Raw genomic sequence first — 15,567 nt, forward strand, 5'->3', positions numbered from 1 at the left:
CGACGAAGGCCGGCATCCGGACGGGTCCGGATGCCGGCCTTGCGTGCGGAACGGGTGCGTCAGCCTTCTTCTTCCGGCTGCTGCATCACCGCGAAGTTCAGCTGGCCCTGGTCGTCCTGCTGGACGTCCAGCACCTTGTCGTCGAGGAACGACGACGCCTTCTCCTCGAGGAAAACCCGCGCACCGCTCTCGGTGCCCAGCACCTGGTCGCCTTCCTCGGGCCCCGGGGCGACCGAAAGCGCGAGCTGAGCGCCCTCTTCCGTCTCCTCCCGGACCGCGAACCGGAGACCGGCGGCATCCTGACCGTCCTGGGCGGTCAGCGCGCTGATCGCCTCCACGGCAGCGTCAGTCATCGCAAGCATGGTCGCTATTTCCCTTCGGTTGCTTGGGGCTGCCATTCCCACCGTAAAGGTCGGCTCTGCCGACCGTCCTACCGGCACGCCCATTTCGGCACGGCACGGAGTGCCCCAGGAAATTCCACGAAAGCACCGGCCACTGTCGTATTTCCGCATTTCGCGGGCCGGTATCGGCGCAGTACACGCCCCACTCCCCCGTCACGTCGGTGCCGCGTTCGAGAGCATCACCGTGCCCACCGAAAAAGCGTGTGCACAACGGGACAACCGGCCACCCGGCACGGAGACCGACCCCCGAAAGCCGACACCCCGTACCGACTCCGGCAATCACACCGGAAGCACTTTCCGAAAGTGTCCTACAGGAACTCTTCCTGCAGGAGCGCTGAGTGCCCGTACGGGACCCGCGATAAACGCGCGGCCCGCCACGGGAACCTCACACGTGAGGCACCGGTCCGCAGTTGAAAGGTCCCGCAGCTGTTCCTACGGTGGAAAAGGCAAGGCGGACGCAGATTCTCCGTCCGGATAGTCCGTGACACCGAGCTATCCGTACCCGTCCCGCGCTCGCCGACCCGACGGAGGGACACCGCAGTGCGACCCAGTCATTCCCAGCACAACGGCCCGTGGGCCGACCGGAACAGCAACCCGACCGGCATCCCCGATCCGGCGTTCGGACCGGCCCTCACCACGACCGGGACGCGGCCTGCGACGACCGAACCGGTGGATACCGTCGGCGTCTCCGGCATGCGCATCGACGCCGAACACCGGTCCGACGGCGTGGTGCACGCCCGCGTCGTCGGCGAGGTCGACCTCCAGTCCGCACCGGACCTGCGCAAGTGGGTCCACGAGGAGCTCACCGCGCCCGCCCGGCTCGTCCTCGACCTCGACGCCGTCGAATTCCTCGGCTCGGCAGGGCTATCCGTACTCGCCGAACTGTCCGAACAGGCCGCCGATGCCCGACTGACCTGGGCGATCGTCGCGAGCACCCGTGTCGTGCTGCGCCCGCTCGAGGCGACGGGCCTGGCCGAACAGATCCCGGTGCACACGGACCTCGAGGCGGCGGTCCGGGCCGTCCACGAACCGCACCGGCCCTCGTCCCCGTGAACCGGTTGCGGTCGTCGCACGCCCACCGTCCCTGCTGCCTGCCGCCGCACGCACATCCGCAGGCAGCCACGGGGCCACGTGCGACGTCCGCCACGACCGGCATCCCCTGCGGACGTGCCCGGCGGCGCCTGCGGCATATCGTTCGGACATGAGCTGTGTACCGGCCCGGACGCCCGTGACGACGCCGGAACCCGCACGTACGGGCGTCGCGCACCTGCCGGAGTTCGTGCGGCACGTGCCGCTGTACGTGCTGGGCGGGGCCATCAGCACCGGGTTGCAGGCCCTGCTGTATCTCCTGTTGCGCGATCCGCTGACCCCGGCGGCGGCCAACCCCGTAGCCATCGGCGTCACGACCTGGCTCAACACCGAGTTCCACCGGCGGATCACGTTCGGCGACGCGACCGGCCCCCGTCGGCGCCGGCACCTCCAGACGGCAGGCACGTTCCTCTTCTACGCCTGTGCGGGCACGGCCGCGCTCGGCCTGCTGCATCTGCTCACCGCCGATCCGTCACCGGTGACGGAGACGGTCGTGCTGGTCGCGACCAGCCTCGTCGGCGGGGTGGTGCGGTTCCTCGTGCTGCGATCGTGGGTGTTCGTCTGGCGCCGCGACACCGAGGTGACCCCGTGACCACACAGGACCCACCGCCCGAGGGCGATGTGTACGACGGCGATCCGGACTCCGGTGACGCGGGCGGCGAGCACGCCGGCGGTGCCGGAACCGATTACCGGTTCACGCTGGCCAACGAGCGCACCTTCCTCGCGTGGCTGCGCACGGCACTCGGACTGGTCGCCGGTGGCGTCGCGATCCAGCAGCTCGTCCCCGGACTGGCCTCCGACGGGCCCCGCACACTGCTCGCCGCGCTGTGCGTCGGGCTGGCACTCGTGATCGCCGCGGCCGCCTATCCCCGGTGGCGGGCGGTGCAACGAGCGATGGCGCGTGGCGATCCGCTCCCCCGCAATGTCCTCCTCGCGACGCTCGGCGGCGGCATCGTGGTGCTCACGGCGCTCGCACTCGTCCTGGTCGTCGTGGCATGAGCGGCGTGGCATGAGCGGCGTGGCATGAGCAGGGAACAGCCGCAGCGCACCGACCTGGCGTGGCAGCGCACCGCGCTGGCCGCAGCCGCCTGCACCGGGCTGCTGCTGCACGCCGCGGCCACCACCGGCGGCGTGGCGGTGCTGGCCGCCCCGGTCGCGCTCGTGACCACGATCGTCCTCGCGGCCACGGGCGCAGGACGGGCCGCGCGGCTGCGGCGCGACGCGGCCCCGTTGCCGCCCCTGCTCGCCGCGACAGCCGCCGTCCTCGTCACCGCCACGACCGCAGCCGGCCTGGCGGCGCTGCTCGTCACGGCCGGCGGCTGCTGACCCTCCCGGTCCCCGGCCGGCCGCCGGTCCGGCACCCGGCCGGGGACCGGCGGCGAGGCGTCAGTGCAGTGCGGGCTCCGGCTCGGCTTCGACGCCGATGCGCTTGCGGCGGGCGATGGCCTCGCGGCGTTCGGTCTCGTCTAGACCTCCCCACACTCCGAACGGCTCCTGCACCGTCAGCGCGTGGTGTCGACATTGGACGATCACCGGGCACGTGCGACAGACCTCCTTGGCCCGCGCCACACGATCGGCTCGAGCGAAGCCGCGCTCGCCGTCGGGATGGAAGAACACCGAACTGTCCAAGTTCCGGCAGTTCCCGTTTCGCTGCCATTCCCAGATCTCAGCCACCGGGGTCGGCAACCGGGACGTGTCGGCCATGGTGATCACCTCCGTGAAGATGTGCGATGCGCGGTGTACCCGGCCGGTGCGGAACTCACACCTGCCGGTTCTCAGCGGTAGTCGTCGTCGAAGTCCACCGGCGCCGCCTGGTCGGCGACATCGGCGGGATCGGCGTCCAACGGGACGGAGACCTCCGGTGACCCGGGCCCGTCACCGGCACCGGTGCCGTCGGTGAACTCGCCGCGTTCGCTGTCCTCGACGACCGGACGCCACTGCTCGTCGACGTCGGGGGCGGGTGCGAGATCGTGGTTCTCCGTCATGATCGACGAGATACCCCACCTGCGCGGTGTTCAATCACGCCGCGATCACCGGGATCTGCAGGAGCTCGCTCACGGGCCCCGTCCCGACCGGCATACCTCCGGTATGCTCCTGCCCACACCAACAGCGACGACGCCGGAGGATGTGCATGAGCGAGCGGGAGTACGACATCGTGGTGTTCGGCGCCACCGGGTTCACCGGAGGCCTGACCGCCGAGTACCTCGCGGCCCACGTGCCGGACGGTTGCCGGTGGGCGCTCGCGGGCCGCAACACCGCCAAGCTGCAGGCCGTACGCGAACGACTGGCCGCCATCGACCCCTCCTGCGCCGACCTGCCGCTGCTGCAGGCCGATGTCACCGACGCCGCGTCACTGCGTGCGGTGGCCGAGTCGGCGCGTGTCGTGGTCACGACCGTGGGCCCGTATCTGCACTACGGGGAGCCGCTCGTCGCGGCGTGCGCCGAAGCGGGCACCGACTACGTCGACCTGACCGGTGAGCCCGAGTTCGTCGACCGCATGTACCTGGCCCACCACGACAGGGCCCGGCGTACCGGCGCCCGCCTCGTCCACGCGTGCGGACTGGACTCGATCCCGTACGACCTGGGCACCTACTTCACCGTCGGCCGGCTGCCCGATGACGCGCCGGTCACGGTCGACGCCCAGATCCGCGCGAACGCCGACTTCTCCGGCGGCACCTACGCCTCGGCACTGACGGCGTTCTCCCGCGGCCGCCGGATGGCGACGGTCGCGAAACGCCGCCGGGCCGCCGACCCTCGCCCTGCCGACCGCGAGATCCGCACACCGGCCGGACCGCCCACCCGGGACGCCGAAACCGGCAGGTGGCTCGTGCCGATGCCGACGCTCGATCCGCAGATCGTGGGTCGTTCGGCCGCCGCCCTGCCGCGGTACGGCACGTCGTTCACCTACCGCCAGTCCGCGGCGATGAAGCGGCTGACCACACTGGTCGCCACCGGCGCGGGCCTCGGCGTGCTGGCCGTCGCCGCGCAGATTCCGCCCCTCCGCGACGCCCTGGGCAAACTCCGCAAACCCGGCGACGGTCCGAGTGCGCAGCGCCGGGCGCGGTCGTGGTTCCAGGTGCGGTTCACCGGTCACGCCGGCGGGCAGCGCGTCGTCACCGAGTTCGCGGGCGGCGACCCCGGTTACGACGAGACCGCGAAGATGCTGTCGGAATCTGCCATGTGCCTGGCGTTCGACGACGTGCCGAGCACCTCGGGACAGGTGACGACGGCGGTGGCGATGGGCGATCCGCTGGTGACGCGCCTGCAGAACGCCGGCATGCGGATCCGCGTCCTCGACGAGTGACGTCCCGGTGGTGCCGGGCGATGCCCCGAAGGGCACCTTTGGGGCACTGAACGCCCCGAAGGTGCCCTTCGGGGCGCGAATGAGCTGCGGCCGCGGGTGAGCCTCAGCTGACGAGGCGGCGGACGACGGCGTCGGCGAGGAGCCTGCCGTTGTCGGTGAGGACCGCGCGGCCGCCGTCGAGGTCCCGGGTGGACAGCAGCCCGTCGGCGGCGGCACGCCGGGCCTCCCGCACACCGTCGGCGTCGAGCGCGTCGAGCGGGAGGCCCTCGGCGAGGCGGAGTTCGAGCATGACCCGCTCGAGATGCCGGTCCTCGGCGGTCAGGCTCTCCTGCCCGCCGACGGGCAGCGCGGCGTCGGCGAGCGTCGCCGTGTACCGGGCCGGGTGCTTGACGTTCCACCACCGCACCCCGCCGACGTGCGAATGCGCTCCCGGGCCGGCGCCCCACCAATCGCCGCCGAGCCAGTAACCGAGGTTGTGCCGGCAGCGCGCCCGCTCGGAGGCCGCCCAGTTGGACACCTCGTACCAGCGCAGTCCGGCCTTGGCCATCATCGCGTCGAGGAGTTCGTAGTCGGAGGCCAGCACGTCGTCGTCCGGCATCGGGATCTCGCCCTTGCGGACCCGCCGCGCCAGCGCGGTGCCGTCCTCGACGATCAGCGCATAGGCCGACACGTGGTCGACGCCCGACTCCAGCACCGCGTCGAGCGAGGCCTGCAGATCCTCGGTGCGCTCACCGGGAGTGCCGTAGATGAGGTCCAGATTGACGTGGTCGAACCCGGCCGCGCGCGCCTCGGCCGCGGCCTCGACCGGACGTCCCGGCGTGTGCGTGCGGTCGAGCACCCGCAGCACGTGCGGGGCCGCCGACTGCATGCCCAGTGACACCCGCGTGTACCCGGCGTCCCGGATTCCGGCGAACAGTTCGGGGGACGTCGACTCCGGATTGGACTCGGTGGTGACCTCGGCGTCGGCGGCGAGCCCGAAGGACTGTCGCACCGCATCCAGCACCGCCGCCAGTCCGCCGGCTCCCAGCAGCGACGGGGTGCCACCCCCGACGAACACCGTGTCGGCGGCGGGCGGCGTCCCCAGTCGCCGTGCCGCAAGGTCGAGTTCCCTGCGCAGCCCTTCGAGCCAATCCTCGGGCGCCGCACCGGAGCCCAGTTCGCCCGCGGTGTAGGTGTTGAAGTCGCAGTAGCCGCAGCGGGTCGCGCAGAACGGCACGTGCACGTACACGCCGAACGGCCTCGTGCCGAGCCCCTGCAGGGCCGAATCGGGCAGATGAAGATCGTCCGGAGTGCTCACGCCTCCAGTGTCCCACCGACGGCGCCGTGACCGCGTGGCACCGGGTCACCTGCGGTCCCTGCGGGCGGCGACACCTGCGGTCACTGCGGGTGCGGCGGGTGCGGCGGGTGCGGCGGGTGCGGCGGGTGCGGCGGTTCCAGCGGCCCCAGGAACTCCGCCGCTTCGTGCAGTTCCGCGGGACCGGTCAGATCGCCGGGCAGCAGCGGCACCGTGACGACGCCGGTCGCGCCTGCATCACCGGCACCGCCGAACCGCTCCCGCACCCGGGCCAGCACGGCGCTTTCCTGCTTCCGCCGCCGGGCGAGCACCCCGGACTCGTCGCCGGAGGACACCCGGTTCACCAGCACCGCGCCGAGTGGCACTCCGGCGTCGGCGAGCTGATCGGCGGCCCGTTCGGTCTCGGCCAACGGCAGCCGTTCCGGCACGAGCACGAGGTGGACGCGGGCGTCGTCGCGCAGCCGGGTCTGCAACGCCTCCAGCCGCTGTCTACGAGCCTGCAGTCGTTCCAGCAGCGGATCGCGTTGCGCACCGGTTTCGCCGAGCAGTCCGTCGGCGAACCGGTCGACGTCGCGTGCCTGCTTGCGGTTGTGCGCCAGACCTTCGATCCACGGGGTGAGCAGCTCCGGCAGGCTCAGCAACCGGAGCATGTGCCCGGTCGGCGCGCTGTCCACGACCAGCAGGTCCCACTCCCGGCCGGTGCGCTCGACGAGGTCGGTGAGCCGGTCCAGCAACGCCGATTCGACGGTCCCGGGACTGTCGACAGCCCTGCGCAGGTGCCGCTCCACGGCGGGCAGCACCTCCCGCGGCACCGCGTGCCGGGCGTCCTCCAGCACGTCGGCGACTCGTTTTCCCGCCTGCTGCTCCCCGCTGATCTCCGCGGCGAGCAGGGAATCGCCGACCGGACGCGGTTCGTCCGACAACGACGCGCCCAGCACGTCGCCCAGCGAATGCGCCGGGTCGGTCGACACGACGAGCGTGCGCACGCCGCGGCGGGCCTGCCGGACGGCGAAGGCCGCCGCGAGCGTCGTCTTGCCGACCCCGCCCTTACCGCCGAAGAACCGGATCAACAGCACACTCCGGCGTCGCCGAACTCGTCGCGTCCCATGCGCCGGTGCCAGGCGTGGAAGTCGGCCACGAGATACGGCACGACATCGAGCGTCTCGTAGGCGACCGGATTGTCCACACCCAGCGATTCGAGCAGCAACAACGTGCGCAACGTGTCGTCGCGGCGGCGGGCCTCCTTGCGCAGACCCTGCCGCCAGCGGGAGACGAGCAGCAGCTCGTGGGCCCGTTCGAGCCGGCGCCAGTACCGGAGCAACCGGGCACCGAGCCGACGCCACCTCCCGCCTGCGGTCACCGTCCGGTCAGCTCCGTCGGCTCGGGCTCGTCCGCGTCACCGGAGACGCCGCGGGCCCGCCGCAAGGCGAGGACCGCCTCGACGATGAGCCACACGGCCAGCACGAAGATGATCGCGTCGAGCGGCGCGAGCACCCATTCGCTCTCGGCGACGAACCTGACGAGGTTGTCGACGAGCGCCCACGTCGTCACCACGACGAGGAACACCAGCGGCACCAGCACCGCGATCGGGTTGCGGCGGTTCTTGGTGACCCACACCGCGATCACGGCGAGCGCCAGGCCCGCGGTGAGCTGGTTCGTGGTGCCGAACAACTGCCACAGCACGCCGAACGTGTAGCCCGCATCGCCGCCACCGGGCAGCAGCGCGAGCACGAGCGGGATGAGCACGGCGACCAGCCCCGCCACGGTCAGGTTGCGCGAAATCGCACGGATCCGGACGATCTCGGCGATCTCCTGCACGATGTAGCGCTGCAGGCGCACGCCGGTGTCCATCGTGGTCGCCGCGAAGCTGATCACCACGACGGCGGCGAACACGGCGGCCGTCGCCTGGGGCACGCCGAGGTTGCCGGCGAAGTGGGCGACGCCGTTGACGAAGTTCGAAGCCGCACCGTCCGAGGCGGTGGCGAAGTCCGAGTAGGCGGCGTGCCAGTCGGCCGTCGTGGCGACGATGCCCGCGGTGCACGCGAGGATCGAGCCCAGCGCCAGCGCCCCCTCGCCGACCGCGCCGAAGTAACCGACGTACCGGGCGTGACTCTCCTTGTCGAGCTGTTTCGACGTCGTGCCCGACGACACGAGACTGTGGAACCCGGAGACCGCACCACACGCGATCGTCACGAACAGCAGCGGGAACCAACTGGGCGAATCGGCCGGGGTCCGGTCGTTGACCATGGGCGCCACGATCGTGTCCCAGCCGACGAGCACGCCGAGCCCGATCACGCCGAGCGCGATGAACAACTGGTGGGAGTTGATGTAGTCGCGCGGCTGCAGCAGCACCCACACCGGGATGCGCGAGGCGAGGAACGTGTAGGCGAACAGCAGCACGACCCAGATGTTGCGCTCGGTGAACAACCCGTCCTCGGCGGCGAAGCCCGCCAGCGAGATCGGCAGCGCCTGACCGAGCAGGATCGTCGCGTACAGCACGACGACGCCGACGAGCGAGGGGATCAGCGCCGCGCTGCGCGTGCGGTAGATGTACTGGCCGATGCCGATGGCCAGCGGGATCTCCAGCACGATCGGCAGCACGGCCTCGGGATTGGCCACGAACAGGTTGCCGATCACCACGGCGAACACGGCGTTCACCAGGGTCAGCAGGAAGAAGATGATCAGCAGGAACAGCACGCGGGCGCGGGTGCCCACCACCTCGCGCGTGAGCGTGCCGATGCTCTGCGCCTTGTGCCGCACCGACACCACGATCGCGCCGAAGTCGTGCACGCCCGCCGCGAAGATCGTGCCCGCGACGACCCAGATCAGCGCCGGTCCCCAGCCCCAGAACACCGCGATGGCGGGACCGACGATCGGTGCCGCGCCGGCGACGGACGTGAAGTGGTGTCCGAAGAGGACGTGTTTGTTCGTCGGGATGAAGTCCACACCGTCCCGCATCGTGTGCGCGGGTGTCGGCCGGTCGTCGTCGAGCGCGTACACGCGCCTGGCCAGGTATCCCGAGTAGTAGCGGTAGCCGAGGTAGAACAGCACCCCGACGATCAGGACCATCACGACGGCCGGCATGGACGTTCCTTCCCGTGAGCGACGTTGACACGGAGGTCAGGCGACGTGGGACGGTAGCAGCAGTGTGCGCAGCGAGGTAAGACCCGCGTGAATTCCGCACCGGGCGAGAAACCGACCGGGCGAGAAGCTGGAGGCGAACAGCGGTGGACCGGTTGCGGGAGGCCTGGCGGCGCGCCGTCACGGCGGAGCTCTGCTGGACGAACCCGGACGGCACCCCCGCCGCGATCGCCGTGACCCCGTTGCTGCGCGGATCGTCTTCCGTCGGGTCACCCTCCGCCGGGTCGCCTTCCGCCGCGTCACCCGCTGCCGGGTCGCCTTCTGCCGGGACCACCGTGTGCGCCGCCGTTCCCTACTCCCGGGCGCGCGAGGTCGCGGAGCTGCGTGCGGCGGGCGAAGCGACGTTCGCGGTGACCGACTCGCGCTCGCTGCCCGCGCGCACCGGAACCGACAGCAGCCCCGCCACCGGGGCGGGCGTCGCCGCCACCGGGACCGTGCGGATCGTCGACGACCTCGACGGCGAGCTGTTCCTCGACGAGCTGCTCGACCAGGAGCTGGTCAAGTACCCGCCGTCGCGCACCCTCGCCGACAGCGTGCTGCTCCGCCGCGAGAACTGGTGGTGGCTGCCCCGGATCGTCGTGGAACTCGCCGGTCCGGCCCCGGGCGCCGGTCACCCCGGCGAGACGCCGCTGCCCGCGCGGACCGACCCGGCCCGGCACGCACTGCTCGTCACCACGGCAGCCGGTGCCGCCGCGTCGACCGGTGTCCCCGAACTGCGCAGTGTCGACCTGGGTGCCGACTCGGCACCGTCCGGCGCGGCACCGTCCGGCGCGGCTGCGTCGGACGTCCTGGGAGTGCGGGATCTGGCGGGGGAACCGCTGCCCGCGGCCTCCGCCGGCGCGCTGGTGTTCGGCTACGACTACACGATGCCCGACCTCGAACGATGGGAAACGTGGTCACGCAGGGGCGGGTTCGACGGTGGGCACCTGGCCGTCGAGGCCCGGACGGGGTCTCCCGGCGAGGACCTGCGCACCCTCGGCCTGCTGGCACGCACCCGGCGGCACCGCGCCCTCGCGAAGGCCTGCCGCACCGGTCTCCGCGCCGCGCAGCGCCACCTCCAGCCCACTCCCTGAACCACCCGCGCACGCCCCGAAGGTGCCCTTGGGGCGCACACCGGTTCGGCGGCAGGTGATGTTGCTCCCACGATGCGGACGTCGCTGGACCACGTTGTGAACACCGTGGCAAGGTAAGCGTTGTGACTGTGACGACCGCCGGTGTAGCCCTCGTGGTGCGACGCCACGTGGACTATCTGCGTGTCTCCAGCAGTCTGTGCCGGCCCTGACCGCGACGCGCCGCTTTCTGTCCAGCCGCACGTCGAGCGCGCACGGGCCCACCACCGGTCCACCTGCCCGCGCAGGCCGATGCCACCACGCATCGCCGATGCCCGCAGGGCCGGACCCCCGGTCACCGACGCCCGCATCCGGGTCCACCGCGCGCACGTCACCGGCACCGGCAGCGAACGGCAACGTCGCGCCCGGTCGTCGCCTGCCGCCCCCGGACGGCAACCGACCACCCGCACGCCCAGCCCGAACCGCCGCCGAACACACCGCCCTGGAGGACACCGCCATGGCCGCCGAGACAGGCCGACCAGCCCGCCCGAAGAAGCGCCGCGGTGAGGGCCAGTGGGCCCTGGGTTACCGCGAGCCGCTCAACCCCAACGAGCGCTCCAAGAGGGACGATGCGCCGCTGAACGTGCGTGCCCGCATCGAGAACATCTACGCGCACACCGGCTTCGACGGCATCGACCCGGGCGACCTGCGCGGCCGGTTCCGCTGGTTCGGCCTCTACACCCAGCGCAAGGCCGGGATCGACGGCGGCCGCACGGCCACGCTCGAGCCGGAGGACCTCGACGACAAGTACTTCATGCTGCGGGTGCGGCTCGACGGCGGCGTGCTGACGACCCAGCAACTCGCCGTGCTCGGTGAGATCTCGCAGACCTACGCCCGCGACACCGCCGACATCACCGACCGGCAGAACATCCAGTATCACTGGATCCGCGTGGAGGACATGCCCGCGATCTGGCAGAAGCTGGAGGACGCCGGGATGACGACCATGGAGGCGTGCGGCGACAGCCCGCGCGTCATCCTCGGTTCCCCGGTGGCGGGCATCTCCACCGACGAGGTCATCGACGGCACGCCCGCGATCGACGAGATCAACCGTCGCTATGTCGGCGACCCGACCTTCGCGAACCTGCCCCGCAAGTTCAAGACGGCGATCTCCGGGCAGCAGGACGTTGCCCACGAGATCCACGACGTCGCGTTCGTGGGTGTCGAGCACCCCGAGCACGGTCCCGGGTTCGACGTGTGGGTCGGCGGCGGCCTGTCGACGAACCCGATGATCGCCAAACGTCTGGGCGTGTGGGTGCCACGCGACGAGGTGCCGGACGTATGGGAAGGCATCATCAGCGTCTTCCGTGACTACGGCTACCGGCGCCTGCGCTCACGCGCCCGGATCAAGTTCCTGGTCAAGGACTGGGGCGCCGAGAAGTTCCGTGAGGTGCTCGAGACGGAGTACCTGAACCGCACGCTCGCCGACGGCCCCGCGCCGGAAGCACCGCAACGGCCGATCGACCACATCGGCGTGCACGAACAGACCGACGGCCTGCGCTACGTCGGCGGCGCGCCGGTCGCGGGCCGCGGGTCCGGGTCCCTGCTGCTGTCGGCCGCGAAGGCCGCCGAGCGCGCCGGTTCGGGCCGGGTCCGTCTGACGCCGCAGCAGAAGCTGGTCGTGCTGGACGTGCCCGAGTCCGAGGTCGCCACCCTGCAGTCCGAGCTCGCCGAGGCGGGACTGGACACCACGCCGTCACCGTGGCGGCGCAACGTGATGGCCTGCACCGGCATCGAGTTCTGCAAACTGGCGATCGTCGAGACGAAGAAGCGCGCCTCGGACCTGGTCACCGAGCTGGAGCAGCGACTCGCCGACCTGCAGGACGGGCTCGACAACCCGGTGTCGGTGCACCTGAACGGCTGCCCGAACTCGTGCGCACGCATCCAGGTGGCTGACATCGGCCTCAAGGGACAGATCGTCACCGACGCCGACGGCAATCAGGTCGAGGGGTTCCAGGTGCATCTCGGCGGAGGCCTCGGGCTGGATGCGGGATTCGGCCGTAAACTTCGTGGTCACAAGGTCACGAGCGACGAGCTGACCGACTACGTGGAGCGAGTCGTGAGAAACTACCTGCAGCAACGCAACGAGGGCGAGCGGTTCGCCCAGTGGGCCGTGCGCGCCGAGGACACCGATCTCGCATGAGTGAGGCCACTCCCTCGAGGGCGGCGCCCATGCACTGCCCGTACTGTGCCGACGAGGATCTCCGTCCGGAAGACGACGGTGCGTGGCTGTGCACGTCCTGTCGGCGAGTGTTCACAGTGACCTTCATCGGACTGAACATTCCGGAGGTAGAGCGATGACCGCGACAAGGACGACCGAGGAGCTGCAGGCCCTCGCCGAACGGGCGTCCGACGAACTGGCGGAGGCCACCACCGAGGAGGCGGTCCGGTGGGCGGTCGAGCACTTCAGCGACGATCTGATCGTGGCGTCGAACATGCAGGACGCCCTCCTGGTCGACGTCGTCACCACGGTCAAACCGGACATCGACGTGCTTTTTCTCGAAACGGGCTACCATTTCGCGGAAACACTCGGCGTGCGCGATGCCGTGGCGACGATCTATCCGGATGTCCGGATCGTCAACGCACAGGCCGAGCAGAGCGTGGAGCAACAGGACGCGGAATACGGTCCGAAGTTGCACGACCGTGACCCCAACCAGTGCTGCCACCTGCGGAAAGTCGTTCCGCTGCGCAACACGCTCTCCCAGTATTCCTGCTGGATCACGGGTGTCCGCCGCGTCGATGCACCCACCAGAGCGAACACACCGATCGTGACATGGGACGATCGCAACGGCCTGGTGAAGGTGAACCCGATCGCGGCCTGGACCGACGAGGAGTTCAACGGCTACATCGACGAGCACGGGATTCTGCAGAATCCGCTGGTCCACGAGGGGTACCCCTCGATCGGCTGCGCCCCGTGCACCGCGAAGGTCGCGCCGGGCGCCGACCCACGCAGTGGTCGCTGGGCCGGCAAGTCCAAGACTGAGTGCGGGCTGCACGCCTGAGGAAGGATGTCATGACCACACTTGAGGCCGCGGCCGATGCAGCGCGCGACAACCTCGCCGCGCTGGAATCGGAAGCCATTCACATCTTCCGTGAGGTGGCGGGCGAATTCGATCGTCCCGTAATCCTCTTCTCCGGCGGCAAGGACTCCACGCTGCTGCTGCACCTGGCCATCAAGGCATTCTGGCCCGCCCCGGTTCCGTTCCCGCTGTTGCACGTCGACACCGGTCACAATTTCGACGAGGTCATCGCCTTCCGTGACCACGTCGTCGAAAAGTACGGCTTGCGTCTGGTCGTGGCCAGCGTGCAGGACTACATCGACGACGGCAGGCTCGCCGAGCGGGCCGACGGCACGCGCAACCCGCTGCAGACCCAGCCGCTGCTCGACGCGATCGCCGACAACAAGTTCGACGCCGTGTTCGGCGGTGGCCGCCGCGACGAGGAGCGCGCCCGCGCCAAGGAGCGCATCTTCAGCCTGCGCAGCGCCTTCGGCCAGTGGGACCCGCGCAGGCAGCGCCCCGAGCTGTGGAACCTCTACAACGGCAGGCACCGTCCGGGCGAGCACGTGCGGGTGTTCCCGCTGTCGAACTTCACCGAAGCCGACGTGTGGAACTACATCGCGCGCGAACAGGTCGCGCTGCCGTCGATCTACTACGCGCACCAGCGCAAGGTCTACGAGCGGGACGGCATGTGGCTCACCGAGGGCCCGTGGGGCGGTCCGCGCGAGGACGAAGAGGTCCACGAGCTGACGGTGCGCTACCGCACGGTCGGTGACGGCTCGTGCACCGGCGCCGTCGAATCCACGGCCGCCACGGTCGAGGAGGTCATCGCCGAGGTGCAGGCGAGCCGCCTCACCGAGCGCGGCGCGACGCGTGCCGACGACCGCATGTCCGAGGCCGCCATGGAGGACCGCAAGCGGGAGGGGTACTTCTAACCATGAGCTCGTTGCTGAGGCTCGCCACGGCGGGCAGCGTCGACGACGGCAAGTCGACCCTGGTCGGCAGGCTGCTGTACGACACCAAGTCCGTCCTGGCCGACCAGCTGGATGCCGTCGAGCGCGCCAGCGTCGACAAGGGAATGTCGACCCCGGACCTCTCGCTGCTGGTCGACGGCCTGCGGTCGGAGCGGGAGCAGGGCATCACGATCGACGTGGCGTACCGCTACTTCGCCACGCCGAATCGCAGCTTCGTGCTCGCGGACACGCCGGGGCACGTGCAGTACACCCGTAACACGGTCACGGGTGCGTCGACGGCGCAGCTGGGCGTGCTGCTGGTCGACGCCCGCAACGGTGTCGTCGAGCAGACCCGCAGGCACGCGGCCGTGCTGGCGATGCTCGGTGTGCCGCGGCTGGTGCTGGCGGTCAACAAGGTCGACCTCATCGACTACGACGAGGCCGCGTTCACCGTGATCGCCAAGGAGTTCGCCGCGCACGCGACGTCGCTGGGCTACGCCGAGGGCACCGTGCTGGCCATCCCGGTGTCGGCGCTGCAGGGCGACAACGTGGCGGCCAAGTCGGAGAACACGCCGTGGTACTCCGGTCCGACGCTGCTGGAACACCTCGAAGAGGTGCCGGTCGCGCCGGACCCGCACGAGGCGCCGTTCCGGATGCCGGTGCAGTACGTCATCCGTCCGCGCACGCCCGAGCACCCCGACTACCGGGGCTACGCCGGGCAGATCGCGGCGGGCACGATCCGGCCCGGCGACGAGGTCGTCGTGCTGCCGCAGGGCCTGAAGTCGACGGTCGAGAGCGTCGACACCGCCGACGGTTCGCTGACCGAGGCCGGCACCGGCAAGTCGGTCACCGTGGTGCTCACCGACGACCTGGACATCGCGCGCGGCGACGTGATCGCCGCGGCCGACAACGCGCCGAAGGTCACCGACGAGTGCACCGCCGCGCTGTGCTGGCTGTCGACCAAGCAGCTCGAGCCCGGCGCGCGCGTCCTGGTCAAGCAGGGCACGCGCACGGTCCAGGCGATGGTCGAGGAGCTCAACGCCCGGTTCGACGAGCAGACGCTGTCCATCGTGGACGCTCCGGACAAGCTGGAGCTCAACGAGATCGGCAACGTCAGCCTGCGCCTGGCCGAGCAGCTTCCGGTGGACGACTACACGGTGAGCCCGCGCACGGGTGCGTTCATCGTGATCGACCCGAAGGACGGCGACACGCTCGCCGCCGGTCTGGTCGGGCACCGGTTCAGCCAGCTCAAGGGCGTGACGGAGCCCGAGGGCGCGTGA

Annotated in this window: 18 protein-coding genes; 11 read left to right on the top strand and 7 right to left on the bottom strand. The window is 70.7% G+C overall.

Translation table 11 applies throughout. The features are described from left to right. Positions 1 to 59 precede the first annotated feature (59 nt). Positions 60 to 362 (bottom strand): iron-sulfur cluster biosynthesis family protein, encoded by a 303-nt coding sequence (locus LY41_RS02525; RefSeq protein WP_308292189.1) that lies wholly within the window; start codon positions 360 to 362, stop codon positions 60 to 62. 579 nt (positions 363 to 941) lie between these two features. Here LY41_RS02525 and LY41_RS02530 point away from each other — a divergent pair. The 4 genes from LY41_RS02530 to LY41_RS02545 all read left to right on the top strand — a co-directional run bounded on the left by LY41_RS02530 (position 942) and on the right by LY41_RS02545 (position 2,816). Beyond that, positions 942 to 1,454: an STAS domain-containing protein gene (locus tag LY41_RS02530; RefSeq protein ID WP_308292190.1), complete on the top strand. Its 513-nt coding sequence runs from the start codon at positions 942 to 944 to the stop codon at positions 1,452 to 1,454. A 148-nt stretch (positions 1,455 to 1,602) separates the two neighbouring features. Further along, on the top strand, positions 1,603 to 2,082 hold the full coding sequence (locus LY41_RS02535) for a GtrA family protein (RefSeq protein WP_253862180.1): 480 nt from the start codon (positions 1,603 to 1,605) through the stop codon (positions 2,080 to 2,082). A 29-nt stretch (positions 2,083 to 2,111) separates the two neighbouring features. Next, a complete protein-coding gene (locus LY41_RS02540; RefSeq protein ID WP_372493109.1) occupies positions 2,112 to 2,489 on the top strand; it encodes a YidH family protein in 378 nt (125 codons plus the stop codon). A 24-nt stretch (positions 2,490 to 2,513) separates the two neighbouring features. After that, entirely contained in the window at positions 2,514 to 2,816 is a 303-nt protein-coding gene (locus tag LY41_RS02545) for a DUF202 domain-containing protein (protein ID WP_253862181.1), read from the top strand. A 60-nt stretch (positions 2,817 to 2,876) separates the two neighbouring features. Here LY41_RS02545 and LY41_RS02550 read toward each other — a convergent pair whose 3' ends face one another. Continuing rightward, positions 2,877 to 3,194, bottom strand: a complete 318-nt coding sequence (locus LY41_RS02550) for a WhiB family transcriptional regulator (RefSeq protein WP_253862182.1) — start codon at positions 3,192 to 3,194, stop codon at positions 2,877 to 2,879. Between the two features lie 71 nt (positions 3,195 to 3,265). After that, positions 3,266 to 3,475, bottom strand: a complete 210-nt coding sequence (locus LY41_RS02555) for a hypothetical protein (RefSeq protein ID WP_253862183.1) — start codon at positions 3,473 to 3,475, stop codon at positions 3,266 to 3,268. Between the two features lie 146 nt (positions 3,476 to 3,621). Between LY41_RS02555 and LY41_RS02560 the strand changes: the two genes are divergently transcribed. Further along, positions 3,622 to 4,794: a saccharopine dehydrogenase family protein gene (locus LY41_RS02560; RefSeq protein WP_253862184.1), complete on the top strand. Its 1,173-nt coding sequence runs from the start codon at positions 3,622 to 3,624 to the stop codon at positions 4,792 to 4,794. A gap of 103 nt (positions 4,795 to 4,897) precedes the next feature. Here the strand turns inward: LY41_RS02560 and hemW are convergent, their stop codons facing one another. The 4 genes from hemW to LY41_RS02580 form a co-directional block, all read right to left on the bottom strand. Continuing rightward, the gene (gene hemW / locus LY41_RS02565; RefSeq protein ID WP_253862185.1) at positions 4,898 to 6,091 is read right to left on the bottom strand and encodes a radical SAM family heme chaperone HemW; all 1,194 of its coding nucleotides are present in this window, start codon (positions 6,089 to 6,091) and stop codon (positions 4,898 to 4,900) included. Positions 6,092 to 6,171: 80 nt separating this feature from the next. Further along, on the bottom strand, positions 6,172 to 7,164 hold the full coding sequence (locus LY41_RS02570; RefSeq protein ID WP_253862186.1) for an ArsA family ATPase: 993 nt from the start codon (positions 7,162 to 7,164) through the stop codon (positions 6,172 to 6,174). Next, on the bottom strand, positions 7,155 to 7,448 hold the full coding sequence (locus LY41_RS02575; RefSeq protein ID WP_253862187.1) for a cory-CC-star protein: 294 nt from the start codon (positions 7,446 to 7,448) through the stop codon (positions 7,155 to 7,157). Before LY41_RS02575 ends, LY41_RS02570 begins: the two co-directional genes overlap by 10 nt. Next, positions 7,445 to 9,172 carry a carbon starvation CstA family protein gene (locus LY41_RS02580; RefSeq protein WP_253862188.1) on the bottom strand — a complete coding sequence of 576 codons (1,728 nt, stop codon included), beginning with the start codon at positions 9,170 to 9,172 and terminating at the stop codon, positions 7,445 to 7,447. Before LY41_RS02580 ends, LY41_RS02575 begins: the two co-directional genes overlap by 4 nt. A 143-nt stretch (positions 9,173 to 9,315) precedes the next feature. On the opposite strand from LY41_RS02580, the gene LY41_RS02585 reads away from it, so the two are divergent. From LY41_RS02585 to LY41_RS02610, 6 genes are all read left to right on the top strand, one after another. Next, a complete protein-coding gene (locus LY41_RS02585; protein ID WP_253862189.1) occupies positions 9,316 to 10,302 on the top strand; it encodes a hypothetical protein in 987 nt (328 codons plus the stop codon). Positions 10,303 to 10,795: 493 nt separating this feature from the next. Continuing rightward, complete coding sequence (locus LY41_RS02590) at positions 10,796 to 12,478, top strand: nitrite/sulfite reductase (RefSeq protein WP_253862190.1); 1,683 nt, start codon at positions 10,796 to 10,798, stop codon at positions 12,476 to 12,478. Then, positions 12,475 to 12,636 (top strand): Insertion element protein, encoded by a 162-nt coding sequence (locus tag LY41_RS02595; RefSeq protein ID WP_253862191.1) that lies wholly within the window; start codon positions 12,475 to 12,477, stop codon positions 12,634 to 12,636. Before LY41_RS02590 ends, LY41_RS02595 begins: the two co-directional genes overlap by 4 nt. Next, the gene (locus LY41_RS02600) at positions 12,633 to 13,337 is read left to right on the top strand and encodes a phosphoadenylyl-sulfate reductase (RefSeq protein ID WP_253862192.1); all 705 of its coding nucleotides are present in this window, start codon (positions 12,633 to 12,635) and stop codon (positions 13,335 to 13,337) included. The genes LY41_RS02595 and LY41_RS02600 overlap by 4 nt, the downstream gene beginning before the upstream one ends. Before the next feature lie 11 nt (positions 13,338 to 13,348). Beyond that, positions 13,349 to 14,269, top strand: a complete 921-nt coding sequence (gene cysD / locus LY41_RS02605; RefSeq protein WP_253862193.1) for a sulfate adenylyltransferase subunit CysD — start codon at positions 13,349 to 13,351, stop codon at positions 14,267 to 14,269. 2 nt (positions 14,270 to 14,271) lie between these two features. Next, complete coding sequence (locus LY41_RS02610) at positions 14,272 to 15,567, top strand: sulfate adenylyltransferase subunit 1 (RefSeq protein ID WP_253862194.1); 1,296 nt, start codon at positions 14,272 to 14,274, stop codon at positions 15,565 to 15,567.

Source organism: Prauserella halophila, assembly GCF_024171895.1.
GTDB classification, from domain to species: Bacteria; Actinomycetota; Actinomycetes; order Mycobacteriales; family Pseudonocardiaceae; genus Prauserella; species Prauserella halophila.